This window comes from Candidatus Nitrosopumilus sp. (assembly GCF_029882185.1).
In the GTDB taxonomy this organism is placed as follows: Archaea; Thermoproteota; Nitrososphaeria; order Nitrososphaerales; family Nitrosopumilaceae; genus Nitrosopumilus.
Window position 1 is genome coordinate 1 of the sequence record NZ_JAOULD010000031.1, and the last position, 12771, is coordinate 12771.

General features: G+C 34.8%; 15 protein-coding genes and 1 tRNA gene. 12 read left to right on the forward strand and 4 right to left on the reverse strand.

Features of this window, described 5'->3' with window-relative positions:
* Positions 1-138: 138 nt before the first annotated feature.
* The 9 genes from OEW78_RS07835 (at position 139) to OEW78_RS07875 (ending at position 5338) form a co-directional block, all read left to right on the forward strand.
* Positions 139-223, forward strand: a tRNA-Leu gene (locus OEW78_RS07835).
* Between the two features lie 55 nt (positions 224-278).
* Positions 279-1115, forward strand: a complete 837-nt coding sequence (locus OEW78_RS07840; protein WP_366523052.1) for a formyltetrahydrofolate deformylase — start codon at positions 279-281, stop codon at positions 1113-1115.
* Between the two features lie 9 nt (positions 1116-1124).
* Positions 1125-1847 carry a creatininase family protein gene (locus tag OEW78_RS07845; protein WP_300326558.1) on the forward strand — a complete coding sequence of 241 codons (723 nt, stop codon included), beginning with the start codon at positions 1125-1127 and terminating at the stop codon, positions 1845-1847.
* A 58-nt stretch (positions 1848-1905) separates the two neighbouring features.
* Complete coding sequence (locus OEW78_RS07850) at positions 1906-2142, forward strand: LSm family protein (protein ID WP_300326561.1); 237 nt, start codon at positions 1906-1908, stop codon at positions 2140-2142.
* A 10-nt stretch (positions 2143-2152) separates the two neighbouring features.
* Entirely contained in the window at positions 2153-2320 is a 168-nt protein-coding gene (locus OEW78_RS07855) for a 50S ribosomal protein L37e (protein ID WP_014964369.1), read from the forward strand.
* Positions 2321-3271 (forward strand): hypothetical protein, encoded by a 951-nt coding sequence (locus OEW78_RS07860; protein WP_300326565.1) that lies wholly within the window; start codon positions 2321-2323, stop codon positions 3269-3271.
* Positions 3272-3946, forward strand: coding sequence for a ribose-5-phosphate isomerase RpiA (gene rpiA / locus OEW78_RS07865; protein ID WP_300326568.1), 675 nt, complete (start codon positions 3272-3274; stop codon positions 3944-3946).
* Positions 3947-4217: 271 nt separating this feature from the next.
* Complete coding sequence (locus OEW78_RS07870) at positions 4218-4796, forward strand: plastocyanin/azurin family copper-binding protein (RefSeq protein WP_300326571.1); 579 nt, start codon at positions 4218-4220, stop codon at positions 4794-4796.
* Positions 4797-4864: 68 nt separating this feature from the next.
* On the forward strand, positions 4865-5338 hold the full coding sequence (locus OEW78_RS07875; protein WP_300326574.1) for an Hsp20/alpha crystallin family protein: 474 nt from the start codon (positions 4865-4867) through the stop codon (positions 5336-5338).
* A gap of 54 nt (positions 5339-5392) precedes the next feature.
* On the opposite strand, the gene OEW78_RS07880 is transcribed toward OEW78_RS07875, so the two are convergent.
* Together OEW78_RS07880 and OEW78_RS07885 are read right to left on the reverse strand one after the other, a co-directional pair.
* Positions 5393-5677 carry a hypothetical protein gene (locus tag OEW78_RS07880; RefSeq protein WP_300326577.1) on the reverse strand — a complete coding sequence of 95 codons (285 nt, stop codon included), beginning with the start codon at positions 5675-5677 and terminating at the stop codon, positions 5393-5395.
* A 226-nt stretch (positions 5678-5903) separates the two neighbouring features.
* Complete coding sequence (locus tag OEW78_RS07885) at positions 5904-6806, reverse strand: DsbA family protein (RefSeq protein WP_300326580.1); 903 nt, start codon at positions 6804-6806, stop codon at positions 5904-5906.
* 135 nt (positions 6807-6941) lie between these two features.
* Between OEW78_RS07885 and OEW78_RS07890 the strand changes: the two genes are divergently transcribed.
* Positions 6942-9365 (forward strand): hypothetical protein, encoded by a 2424-nt coding sequence (locus OEW78_RS07890; protein ID WP_300326583.1) that lies wholly within the window; start codon positions 6942-6944, stop codon positions 9363-9365.
* A gap of 54 nt (positions 9366-9419) precedes the next feature.
* On the opposite strand, the gene amrS is transcribed toward OEW78_RS07890, so the two are convergent.
* Positions 9420-10490, reverse strand: coding sequence for an AmmeMemoRadiSam system radical SAM enzyme (gene amrS, locus OEW78_RS07895; protein ID WP_300326586.1), 1071 nt, complete (start codon positions 10488-10490; stop codon positions 9420-9422).
* 34 nt (positions 10491-10524) lie between these two features.
* On the opposite strand from amrS, the gene OEW78_RS07900 reads away from it, so the two are divergent.
* Both OEW78_RS07900 and OEW78_RS07905 read left to right on the forward strand, forming a co-directional pair.
* Positions 10525-11145 (forward strand): TIGR00296 family protein, encoded by a 621-nt coding sequence (locus tag OEW78_RS07900; RefSeq protein ID WP_300326590.1) that lies wholly within the window; start codon positions 10525-10527, stop codon positions 11143-11145.
* A gap of 21 nt (positions 11146-11166) precedes the next feature.
* Positions 11167-11997, forward strand: a complete 831-nt coding sequence (locus OEW78_RS07905) for an MEMO1 family protein (RefSeq protein ID WP_300326593.1) — start codon at positions 11167-11169, stop codon at positions 11995-11997.
* Between the two features lie 8 nt (positions 11998-12005).
* Here the strand turns inward: OEW78_RS07905 and OEW78_RS07910 are convergent, their stop codons facing one another.
* Positions 12006-12671, reverse strand: a complete 666-nt coding sequence (locus tag OEW78_RS07910; RefSeq protein WP_300326596.1) for a protein-L-isoaspartate(D-aspartate) O-methyltransferase — start codon at positions 12669-12671, stop codon at positions 12006-12008.
* Positions 12672-12771: the final 100 nt, after the last annotated feature.

Here is a 12771-nt window from a genome sequence, read left to right on the forward strand (position 1 = left end):
CAATTGCAAGTGTCATATCATGAATGAACTCTAATGTGAAATCTTCATTAAAGACTCCACGAATTCCATTTGTTCCAAAAAATTTTGCCACAGTATTATGCAATAATAGATAAATTTGTGTTTAATGGCTAATCCGTTGCGGGAGTCGCCCAGCCTGGTCAAAGGCGTAGGGCTTAGGACCCTATATCTTAGGATTTCGTGGGTTCAAATCCCACCTCCCGCATCATTTTAATTTCTGTGAATGATTAATAATGAGAAAATCCTCAGCAAACAAAGTCATGAAAAAGACAGTAGTCGGTATTACAATAGTAGGAAAAGATAGAGAGGGAATTGTAGCTACTTTTACAAATTTTGCATTCTCTAAAGGAGGAAACATTGAGAAAGTAAATCAAAATGTAATCAAAGGTCTTTTTGGCATGTATCTAGAAGTATCTTTTTCAAAAACAATCGACGTCAAAAAATTCGATTCAGACATTCAAAGTCTCGCTAAAAAGGAAAAAATGGATGTCAGCACACATCACGAAACAAATTCACAGAAAAATATTGCTGTTCTAGTAACCAAAGAGCCGCTATGCCTTGAAACAATCATTACAAATGCAAAATCATTGAAAGGAAAAATTTCAGTAATTATAGGTACTGAAAAAACATTAGAGCCACTAGCAAAAAAAGCAAAGATTCCTTTTATTGCAATAGAAGAAAAGATTCAAGATAAAGCAGAAGAGAAAATCATTAAAATTTGTAAACAATACGACATTGATTTAATCTCACTTGCAAGATACATGAGAATTCTTAGTCCCAACTTTGTTTGGAGATATCCAAATAGAATAATTAACATTCATCCATCATTGCTTCCAGCATTTCCAGGAGCCCTAGCTTATGCACAAGCTTATGAGAGAGGTACAAAGATTGTAGGGGTTACATCACATTATGTTACAGAAAACCTTGATCAAGGGCCAATAATTTTCCAAGATTCATTCAAAGTAGATCCAAATGATACATTAGAAAAAATAAAAACAAAAGGACAAAAGCTAGAAGCAGATACATTATTCAAAGCAATGAAGATGCATTTAGAAAATAAACTTGAAGTTCGCTGGAGAAAAGTTCACATCAAATAAGTGAATTAGATGACAGATATCAAAACTCAATTTGATCCAGTTCTTAGAAAAACAATATCAAAGAAAAAACAAATTGCAATAATACCTGTAGGCTCAATAGAACAACATGGTCCACATTTACCAATATCAACTGACTCAGATATTGTAACTGAGGTTGCAAAAAGAATTTCTGAGAAATATGGGTATCTTTTACTTCCTACATTAAATTATGGTGTTTCATATGAGCATGCACCGTTTTTTAATTTGAGTGTAAGAGAATCAACACTACGTATTGTTCTAATAGATTTGTGCTTGTCATTATTATCAAACAACATCAAAAAAGTTTTCATAATAAATGGGCATCATGGAAATCTAAAACCAATAAAAAATTTGGATGTAAAACTCAAAGAAATCTCAAAAAACAAACAACAAGTATTTTCATTGTCATATTGGCATTTTATGAAAAGAGAATTTGATCATGCAGGATTTGTGGAGACATCTCTAATGTTGGCTATTTCAAAAAATGTCAAAATAAATTTGGCAAAAAAAGGACTAATCACAGATGGAATGACAAAGCAACAGATTGTAAAGATAGGAAAACTGGCAAATCAGTCATTTCCTAAAGCTACCAAAAATGGAATTTGGGGAGATCCTACAAAAGCCACAAAGAAAGAAGGACAAGTGATTTTAGACGAAATCATCAAAAACCTTGGAAAAAAGTGTCAAACTTGCCTTACTGGGCATATCTCATAGTTTCACCAATGGAAATTTAATATAACGCCTCTATATCCTAGTCAATAAGTGATTATTGATGTCCGTTGATATGGCAGTAAAAGTATTGGATGAGAGTATCAATCGAGTCGTATTGATAAAACTCAAAGGAAACAAGACCATTAGAGGCAATCTTCTTGGTTTTGACCAACACATGAACCTGCTACTCGATTCTTCAGAGGAAATTCCTGCTGAAGGCGATTCTAAAAGCCTCGGAAGCATTGTAGTTAGAGGAGACAATGTAGTAATGATATCTCCTCCACCAGCACAGAATTAGGTGATTTGTAATGACTAAAGGTACAACTTCTATGGGTGGTTTTACAAAGAAGAAAGTTCACATTAGATGTCGAAGATGTGGTAAGAACTCACTTCACAAACGTCACCATGAATGTGCCAGTTGTGGATTCCCAGAGGCTAAACGCAGAAAGTATTCCTGGATTAAATGGTATACATAGATGCAAGAAATTGTTTTAATTCTTAGTTCATTAGCAGGGGTAGCTACAGCTGCTGCCGTACGTAAAATGCCAAGAGACAAAAATCAATTGCTCAGTCTCGGAGCTAGCTCACACATCAAAAGTCAAATCAGCTCATTAAAAATTGAAAAAGATATTCTAACTAAAACTATTTCAAGATTATACCAAGCAGATTCTGAATTTTCTAAAATTCAAAAAGACAAGTTGTTACTAAAATATCAACACCAATTAGGAATTGTATTAGCTAAATTAGAAAAACTCGAGCAAGCAAGCAATCATCCAGACTTGGGTCCAGTTGGTGATGGTTTGATTACATTGATGGATCAGAAATTATCAAAACTAGATGATAGATTGTATGAATTGTCATCAAAGATGGCAAGTACCAATGTTGAGACATCAAAAGTAAAAACTCCTGAAGTAAAACAAGAAACAAAACAGAGAGTGTCTGAAATATTCAACTTCGATAAACCAAAAGAAAGCAAGATAGAGCCAATTGAGATTCCACCAACAAGATCAAGACAATCATTTGAATTAACAACTCTTACAAATATTCCAAGAAAAGAGCCAAAGTTACCATTGTTTGAAGAGGCAAAACAAGTTGTAAAACCAATGCCGCAAGCAAGAATAATCCCAACAGAGACAATCAAAGCAAAAGAAGAGATTATTGAAGAAATTATACAACCAAAGCCAAAAGTTGAAGATAAAATTGAGATCATCCAATCCGTAACAAAACCTGAAACCAAACTTGAGCCAAAACCTGACATTAAAAAAGAAGTTGCAAAAATTAATGAGTACAAGGCACTTCCAGAGCCAATAAAAGAAAAACCAGTTATACTAGATGATGACTTTGATGATGATGCAGATGATTTAGACAAAATCAAAGGTGACATCATGAAAGTGTTATCAAAACTGGATCAAGCAGAGGTAGAGTAATTGACATATGATGATGCCATTAAGGCATTATCAAATGATGCATTAAAATTTGTAAAAGATGATTATACTATAGGATTAGGTAGTGGTCGTGCAGCAACTGCACTTGTAAAATCGCTTGCAAAATTAATCAAGCTAAAAGGATACAACATTAGAGGAGTTCCAACATCGTTACAAATTAAATTAATTGCAGAAGAGGGAGGCATTCCTTTGGTAGAAGCTGATCAAGTGCAACACATTGATGTGGTATTTGATGGAGCAGACCAAATTGATTCACAGAAATATGTAATCAAAGGGGGTGGTGGTGCATTGCTAAGAGAAAATATTTTGTTTAGTCTTGCAAAAAAAGTCGTAGTGATGGCAGACAAGACAAAGTTTGTAAAAAATTTCAATAGAACAGTTCCAGTAGAAATCCATCCACTTGCAAGAAACTCTCTTATAAAATCAATTAAAAAATTAGGAGGGGAAGCTCATGTTCGCTCACTTGATAGAGGATATCCATTCTTTACAGAAAATGGAAACATAATTTTGGATTGTGACTTTGGCACAATAAAGAATCCTAAAGTCCTGACTCAGAAAATAAAACAGATTCCAGGGGCATTAGAGTCAGGAATATTTCTTAGAAGACCTGATGTGATTTACAAGGCCAAAGAAAACGGTAAATACGATATTATCTAAAAATCAAACCAGTTTTGGCATATAGGAATAGAATCTATATCACCTGTTCTTACCAAATGGACCTTGATGATCAGTTAGACAGCATGCACATTGCTTTGTATAACATTCATCAATTTTTTCATGACCGCAAGAACCGCAATGACAGAAATTATCGCCTACCATAATATTCTAAATTACAAGAATTGTAAATAAACTAGACTGGCATTATCATTTCTGACAATCAGATGATTTCTTTTTTTAATGAATCAAATTACTAGAGATATTGACATCAATGGATAAAGCTGGTATCATAGTTACTCTTGTTGTGATATCTCTTGCTTTAGGATATTTAGCAGTTGGAGGCACAGATATTCCCTCAGACATTCCAAGTACTGCAGAGAAGAGTACAGAACCAATCAAGCAAGCAGGCAAAGAAACCAGTGAAAAGTTACAAGAAATTTCAGAATCAGGATCCCAAGTAATGCAAGAGGCAACGGAGAAGACAAAACAGGCAGTAAAAGAAGCAAAAGAGATAGGAGAAGATGTCAAAGAATACACAACATCCAAGCTTCCTTCAAGATTAGTCATCATTCCAGCAGGCACTTCAGTCCCAGGATGTGAAGATGGAGACAAGTGCTATGACCCTTCAACACTAATAATTTTCAAGGGCGGTGAAATTATTTGGAGAAATGATGACTCTTCAGCACATACTGTTTCTAGTGGAGATATTGTGAATGGACCAGATAATCTATTTGATAGTGGATTAATTCAATCAGGTGAAACTTTTTCATTCAAATTTGAAAAGAGTGGAAAATATGATTATTTTTGCATGATTCATCCATGGGCAAAGGCGTCAATTACAGTACAATAATTTCCAATTCTTAATATCATATTTGAGAATCATCATGTACTTGAAATAAATTCCAGACAATTATTTGCATGGCAAAAAAACCTGTAAAAAAAGTTGCATCAACTCCAGCAAAGTCAAGTTTTTCTGAATTTGACAGAGTTTTTGACAATTTTAGAAGAGATTTAGAAAAATCATTTTCTTCGTTTCCAAGTATAGATTTTTCGTCATTTCCAAAATTGCACGAAACTGGATGTGATGTAATCGATGAGGGAAGCCAGCTCAGAATGAAAATGAATATGCCTGGATTGAAGAAAAATGAAATCAGTCTCAATGTCACGGACAATTCAATTGAAGTTACTGGCGAACACAAGGAAGAGGAAAAGAAGAAAAATTACTTGCGAAAGGAAAGACACAGCATGTCATACTATCAGACCATACCATTGTCTGAAAAAGTGATTCCTGGAAAAGTAAAGGCTAAACTTACTGATGGAGTTTTAGATGTGACTCTTCCAAAAAGCAAACCTACACAAATACAAAAGAAAAAACCTATCAAAGTACAGTGATTTTTTTTTTGATTTCCTAATTAGTCAAGATATAACTAAACAATCTTGAAAATTTTAGTTTCTGAATTTATCAAATTTTACCTTACATTCTCTATTTAGATCTTTTACAATCATAAAATAAGTAAATACAAGTATTGCAATTGAGGCTACTCTTAGAGGAATCTCAAAATTTGTAAGAACTGAAGTCGCAACACCGCCAACAGCACCAAAAATAGAGATTAGTGCGACTCCAATTCCACCACAACATGCACCAGCACCAACACCAATTATAGAACCAACCAACCCTGAACGAAGTTTTTTGGTGCTTGCTTGAAGGAATCTAATTCTAAAAATCGACATGCTCAAAACTAAACCAGTTAATGCACAAATCACAACAATTGATAAAAAATTGAGTATCTCATACTCTGCAACATAGAACAAAAAATAGGGCTCAAAAAACAAATACTCAGTTAAATAGATCAGCGGTAGAAACAGTCCTGAAAAAAACACGATAAACAATGCAAGATATCTAAAATTCGAGAAAACTACCTTAAGAGCTAACTCGTGTTTTTCTAACGAAGAAAAATTATTTCATCTCCATTATCACTGCTTCAAAAATCATCGGAGGTTGAGGGCCTACAATTTTTTCTATTTGATCATCAGGGCCTATAACAAAGAATGTAGGGGTGCCTACAACACCATGCGAGAGTGCAACCTTTTTGTTGTAGTCAACTCTTAATGCTTGTTGATCCCAAAATAGACAATTATCAAATTCATCAAAATTCAGATCTAATGTTTTTGAATATTCTACAAGTGCATTCACACTTGCCCAACCATTTTGAATTCCAGCATATTTTTTGTTAAGTATGTCTAGATATTCAAAATAATTTCCTTGTTCTAAAGCACAATAACTTGCCTCAGCAGCAGTTACAGAATCTTCTCCCAACATAGGGTAATCTAATAAAAAGAATTTTGCTATTCCAGAATGGATTAGTTTTTCATCAATTATTTTTTTTTCATGAGATAACCAATTTACACATTTTTCGCACTGATGATCACTAAACATGATGATTGTGTATTGTGCATATGAATTTCCTTCAAATGGGCCTGCATTACTCAAATCAAAGCCTCCAATGAATAATTTATCATATGATGAATCTTGACTTACCGAAACAATTCCATTTGAAACAAGATATTGTATTCCATTAAGGAAATCACGATCATTTATAGTTCCATCTGCCCACCATCCAGCAGAATTTTTAACCCAAGAAGGAATTTCAGGGGTTTTGTTTTGGATTAAATTTTTTTCAACTTGAATAATTTCTTCATTTACCAAGAATTCAATTCCTTTCACAAAATCTTCATCAGTAATAGAATCATTTGCCCACCATCCAGCAGAATTTTTAACCCAAGAAGGAATTTCTTCTCCAAATACACTTGGGATTGAAAAAATTACAATTAGGCCTAAAATAACTAGAAAATAATTCATAAATCCGTTATGTTTCCTAGTCTTAAAAAAGAAAACACAATTTTCATTCTTGAAAATTATTTGGCACATATTCGACCAAATCAAATTTGAAAATGATATCTTAACCTTTTATAATAAAAGGAGTTTTTATATTCAATGAAATTAACAGCCCTAGCGGTACTATTTGCTACAATTCTATTGACAGGTGCAATATTTGCATCATCTTCAGTCCAATTTGCAGATGCAGTAAAAGGAAAAGGTGTTTCGACCTCAGCATATGGTTCTAGCACTAATATCTGTGGACTCCAACTTTGTTCTGAAATTCCAGGAGGAAAAGAAGCATGGGAAGCACAAAAAAATCCTGTGGATGTTGTAATTCCTCGTTATGGTCTTGAACAGAAAGGAATGCAAGTACCTCCTGAAACAGTTCATGAGAAAATGACTCACGGAGACATTTGTCAATGTGGATCAGATGGATGTAATTGTCCAGGATGTTCATGTAGTGAAGATGGAATTTGTAACTGTCATGGAGAATCACACAAATGTTATTGTGGAGATGCAATGAGGCATGGTGACACAGGAATGTGTCAAGGTTGTGGCATGTTAGATCATGGTTCTTATGGAATGAAAGATCATGGAATGAAAACAATTACTGGCACAATACAATCAGAGACTGATCCAGGAAAAGGTCATGAACAGCACCAACTTGCAGTACTATTAGCACCTTCTGATAAAATGTACAAAGGAATGCTAACATATTCAGCATCTGAAAATGTTCAACTAGTTGCACTTCACGGCCCATTAACTGATGATGAAGTTATGGGACAAACTATCTGGACTCCAGATGGCAAGACAAAGTTTGCACTAACGCTTGTTGACCAACAAAACAAGATGGGAACATGGATGTTTACAGGTAATGCATTAGCAGTTCATACATTTAATGATAAACCATTTTCAATGTCATATTCAGTTCACTATGCACAAATTTCTGATGGACATGGAATGTATGGAAGTTGTGATTGTGCAGAAGGATGTTCATGTGATCAAGGTGGAGCATGTATTTGTTCTGGTGAAGCCGGACCATGTATGTGTGGACCAAACTGTAACTGTGGAGATTCTATGAAATATGGTTCTGATTCAACATGTAATTGCAGTGAGGATGGAACATGCTCATGTGGTGCAGGATGCAATTGCACTATGGAAAATTGCTCATGTGGTGAAACTGGTGAATGTACATGTGGTGCAGGATGCAATTGTTCTGGAACAAGCGGTTCTCATGGAGACATGAAACACGGTGATGGAGAAATGTGTTCTTCATGTGGTGGTATGTCAGGACATGATTCTAAAATGAGTGGACATGAAATGAAAGCCCATTCAGGAACAATGCAATCAGAGACTGATCCAGGAAAAGGTCATGAACAGCACCAACTTGCAGTACTATTACCTCCAAGTTCTGATGCATATGCAGGATTACTAACATATTCAGCATCTGAAAATGTTCAACTAGTTGCACTTCACGGCCCATTAACTGATGATGAAGTTATGGGACAAACTATCTGGACTCCAGATGGCAAGACAAAGTTTGCACTAACGCTTGTTGACCAACAAAACAAGATGGGAACATGGATGTTTACAGGTAATGCATTAGCAGTTCATACATTTAATGATAAACCATTTTCAATGTCATATTCAGTTCACTATGCACAAATTTCTGATGGACATGGAATGTATGGAAGTTGTGATTGTGCAGAAGGATGTTCATGTGATCAAGGTGGAGCATGTATTTGTTCTGGTGAAGCCGGACCATGTATGTGTGGACCAAACTGTAACTGTGGAGATTCTATGAAATATGGTTCTGATTCAACATGTAATTGCAGTGAGGATGGAACATGCTCATGTGGTGCAGGATGCAATTGCACTATGGAAAATTGCTCATGTGGTGAAACTGGTGAATGTACATGTGGTGCAGGATGCAATTGTTCTGGAACAAGCGGTTCTCATGGAGACATGAAACACGGTGATGGAGAAATGTGTTCTTCATGTGGTGGTATGTCAGGACATGATTCTAAAATGAGTGGACATGAAATGAAAGCCCATTCAGGAACAATGCAATCAGAGACTGATCCAGGAAAAGGTCATGAACAGCACCAACTTGCAGTACTATTACCTCCAAGTTCTGATGCATATGCAGGATTACTAACATATTCAGCATCTGAAAATGTTCAACTAGTTGCACTTCACGGCCCATTAACTGATGATGAAGTTATGGGACAAACTATCTGGACTCCAGATGGTAAGACAAAGTTTGCACTAACGCTTGTTGACCAACAAAACAAGATGGGAACATGGATGTTTACAGGTAATGCATTAGCAGTTCATACATTTAGCACTGATCCATTTGATATCACTTATTCCATTGTAACAATGGGTGGTGATTCAGCATCGGTTCATGAGAAGAGATCTCATGGTGCAACATGTAATTGTGCAGCAGATTGTACATGCGACAAAGATGGCCTATGTACATGTTCTGGTGAATCCGGACCATGTATGTGTGGACCAAACTGTAACTGTGGACAATAATCCACTTTCTTTTTATTTTCTATTTTTTAAGTAACAAAACTTTAAGACATATTACTAAGAGACAAACTGAAAACGATCTTGTTTGTAACCTTCTTGTAATTTGCCCTCTATGGGGATTTTATTTCCACAATACTCACAGCAATTTTTCTTATCAAGATGCCATTCTCTAATGCTGAATCCATAACGATTTACAACTATCTTATTGCATTCAGAACAATACGTATGCTCCCACTTGTGACCAGGAACATTTCCTAAATACACATACTTTAACCCAACATCCTTTGCAACCTGATAGTGTTTTTCCAGAGTTTCAACAGGAGTACTAGGATACTCCATCATTTTGTAATCAGGGTGAAATCTCAAAAAGTGAATTGGCATTTCAGGCCCAAATTCATCATAAATGAATTTTGAAAGTTTTCTTGCATGCTCTAAATCATCACCTACTTTGGGTACGATCAAGTCAGTAATTTCTACATGGATTTTTGTTTTATCCCTAATTTCTAATAGAGTGTCAAAGATTGGTTGTGGATCAGGAACTCCAATAAATTTTCTAGTAAATTCTTTTTCCGCATTTCCCTTAAAATCTACAGTAATTCCATCAAGGAATTCATTCATCATTGAAACTGATTCAGGAGTATCATATCCATTTGAGACAAATACATTGAACAGTCCTTTTTTTCTTGCAGCTAGTCCACAATCACGTGCAAACTCAATGAAGATAGATGGTTCATTGTAGGTATATGCAATTCCATGTGCGCCATATTTGACTGCAGTATTTGCAACATCATCAGGGGTCATATCAATTCCCTCAACTGCTCTACGCTGGCTGATATCAGAATTTTGACAATATCTGCAGAGCCAATTGCATCCAGTTGTTGCAATAGAGTACACCTTACTGCCAGGATAATAGTGAATTAGTGGTTTTTTCTCAATAGGGTCAACGTGGCCTGAAATAACTTTACCATACGCATATAGTTGCAGTTTACCATTTTCATTTCCTCTAATTCCACATAAACCGATTTGGCCTTTGCCAATCTCACAATATCTAGCACAAGCAGTACATTTTACCTTATCATTAGGTAATGTCTCATAAAGTTCTGCTTCTTTTCCCAGTATTTCCGTCAATGTTTTTTATTGTGTTTTAACGTATTTAACAAGTATGAGAGAATCAAAGGAATTTTCTGATGCTGATGGAGAAGAACTAGTAAAATTTGCTCGAAGAGCAGTTACAGAGTTTTTAAAAAATAATTCAAAGATTGATAATGATGAATTCAATTCCAAATTTAATTTTAGTTCAGGTGTATTTGTTACATTAAACAAACAAGATTCGTTAAGAGGATGTATAGGATATCCAATTCCGGTAAAAAAATTATCAGAAGGATTAATTGATACTGCAATATCTGCTGCGACTCAAGATACACGATTTAGTCCAGTAAGTTATGATGAATTAGACAAGATTACTTTTGAGGTCACAGTTCTTACTCCACCTGTTGAAATCAAAGTAGAACAGTTCAAGGATTATCTCAAAGAGATTAAAGTGGGTAGAGATGGATTGATTGTAGAGAATTCATACTCGTCAGGTTTGCTATTACCACAGGTTCCAACTGAATATGGTTGGAATGTTGAAGAATTTATTGAATACACATGCCAGAAAGCTGGACTAGACAAAGATGCATGGAAAGATATGGATACTAAAATCTCAAAATTTGAAGGTGTAATTTTCAAAGAAGAGACGCCTAATGGAAACATCATCAGAGAATCATATGATGATTTTTTATAAAATAATAAACAAAACAAGGCAATGATCAGAGAACCAGTAGTTGCAGGACAGTTTTACCCTGGAACAAGCACAGAATTAAGGAATATGATAAAACAGTGTATTGAACATGAATATGGCCCAGGTAGCAAGCCTAGTACATCAAATGAAAAAATTTTTGGAATAGTTTGCCCTCACGCAGGATATATCTATTCAGGTCCTACTGCATGTCATTCTTACAAATCAATTGCATCACAGAATCCAGAACTTGTAATCATTATTGGACCGAATCATTTTGGAGTAGGGAAAGATGTAGCCACAATGACAGATGCACAATGGAAAACTCCTTTGGGAATGGTTCAAGTAGATTCAGATTCGGCAAAAGAGATAGTTGAAATATCAAATTTCATTGAAATTGACGAGTATTCTCATTCCCAAGATCATAGTTTAGAAGTACAAATTCCAATGTTGCAAGAAATTCTTTCAAATGATTTTCAGATTCTTCCTATAATTTTACGATCACAGAACATAAGTACTGCAATAGATGTTGGAAATGCAGTTTCAAGAATTGTAGAAAAGAAAAATGCAATAATTGTTGCATCATCAGATTTTACACATTATGAAGAAAATTCTTTTGCACATCAACAAGACAAAGCATTGATAGAACCAATTTTAGAAATGGATTTAGAAAGATTCTATCAAGTCTTAAATGAAAGAAGAGTAACTGCATGTGGATATGGTGCAATTGCATCAACGATGATTGCATGTAAAAATCTCGGTGCAAAAAAAGGTGAACTACTAAGTTATGCAACAAGTGGTGATGTGTCAGGAGATACAGAATCAGTTGTAGGTTATGGATCTATCAAATTTGTTTAAAACTGTGTTTACTTTTTTCCAAATTTACCATGTAATGGAACAAAAGCATATTTTGAATGATTTTTAATCTCAACTATTCCTTTAGAGGTTTTTTGTAGCAAAACTAATGACTGGGAAGAATCACCAACAGGTGCAATTATGAGCCCATTTTCCTTTAGTTGATCAAGTAAAGGTAGAGGAATTTCAGAACACGCAGCAGTTATTATGATTCTATCATAGGGCGATGCTTCAGAATATCCAAGACTGCCATCGCCTAAAATTACATGTACGTTGTCAATGTTGAATTTTTTCAGATTTTCTTGTGCAAATTTTACTAGTTCTGGATGTCGCTCAACAGAATAAACATCTCCCTTTCCTACCAAGTAAGAAAGAATTGCACTCTGCCAGCCTGAACCAGTGCCAATTTCTAAAATTTTTTGTCCATCTTTTACATCCAACCATTCTGTCATTCTTACAACAACTCCAGGTTGAGAAATGGTTTGATTCTTCATAATTGGGAGAGGTTCGTTGTCATATGCATAATCTAGTTCTGATTTTGGAACAAATTCATGTCTTGGAATGTTTCTTAATGCAGATTCTACACGATCATCAGTTAGAAATTTTGAATTTTTCAGATGAATAATTAAATCATTTATTCCAGTATGATATTTTTTTTCAGTTTGAAATTTTCCCATCTAGTTTAATGTCTTTTTTTATAATTAAAACACTTGGTGTGTTTTCATTTTTGATTTTAGATTAGTTTTCTGATTCAGGATTATCATGTCTAATTGTATT

Coding starts and splice junctions, on each gene's coding strand:
- OEW78_RS07840 (WP_366523052.1), top strand. CDS start 279: ATGAAAAAGACAGTAGTCGGTATTACAATAGTAGGAAAAGATAGAGAG.
- OEW78_RS07845 (WP_300326558.1), top strand. CDS start 1,125: ATGACAGATATCAAAACTCAATTTGATCCAGTTCTTAGAAAAACAATA.
- OEW78_RS07850 (WP_300326561.1), top strand. CDS start 1,906: ATGTCCGTTGATATGGCAGTAAAAGTATTGGATGAGAGTATCAATCGA.
- OEW78_RS07855 (WP_014964369.1), top strand. CDS start 2,153: ATGACTAAAGGTACAACTTCTATGGGTGGTTTTACAAAGAAGAAAGTT.
- OEW78_RS07860 (WP_300326565.1), top strand. CDS start 2,321: ATGCAAGAAATTGTTTTAATTCTTAGTTCATTAGCAGGGGTAGCTACA.
- OEW78_RS07870 (WP_300326571.1), top strand. CDS start 4,218: ATGGATAAAGCTGGTATCATAGTTACTCTTGTTGTGATATCTCTTGCT.
- OEW78_RS07875 (WP_300326574.1), top strand. CDS start 4,865: ATGGCAAAAAAACCTGTAAAAAAAGTTGCATCAACTCCAGCAAAGTCA.
- OEW78_RS07880 (WP_300326577.1), bottom strand. CDS start 5,677: ATGTCGATTTTTAGAATTAGATTCCTTCAAGCAAGCACCAAAAAACTT.
- OEW78_RS07885 (WP_300326580.1), bottom strand. CDS start 6,806: ATGAATTATTTTCTAGTTATTTTAGGCCTAATTGTAATTTTTTCAATC.
- OEW78_RS07890 (WP_300326583.1), top strand. CDS start 6,942: ATGAAATTAACAGCCCTAGCGGTACTATTTGCTACAATTCTATTGACA.
- OEW78_RS07900 (WP_300326590.1), top strand. CDS start 10,525: ATGAGAGAATCAAAGGAATTTTCTGATGCTGATGGAGAAGAACTAGTA.
- OEW78_RS07905 (WP_300326593.1), top strand. CDS start 11,167: ATGATCAGAGAACCAGTAGTTGCAGGACAGTTTTACCCTGGAACAAGC.
- OEW78_RS07910 (WP_300326596.1), bottom strand. CDS start 12,671: ATGGGAAAATTTCAAACTGAAAAAAAATATCATACTGGAATAAATGAT.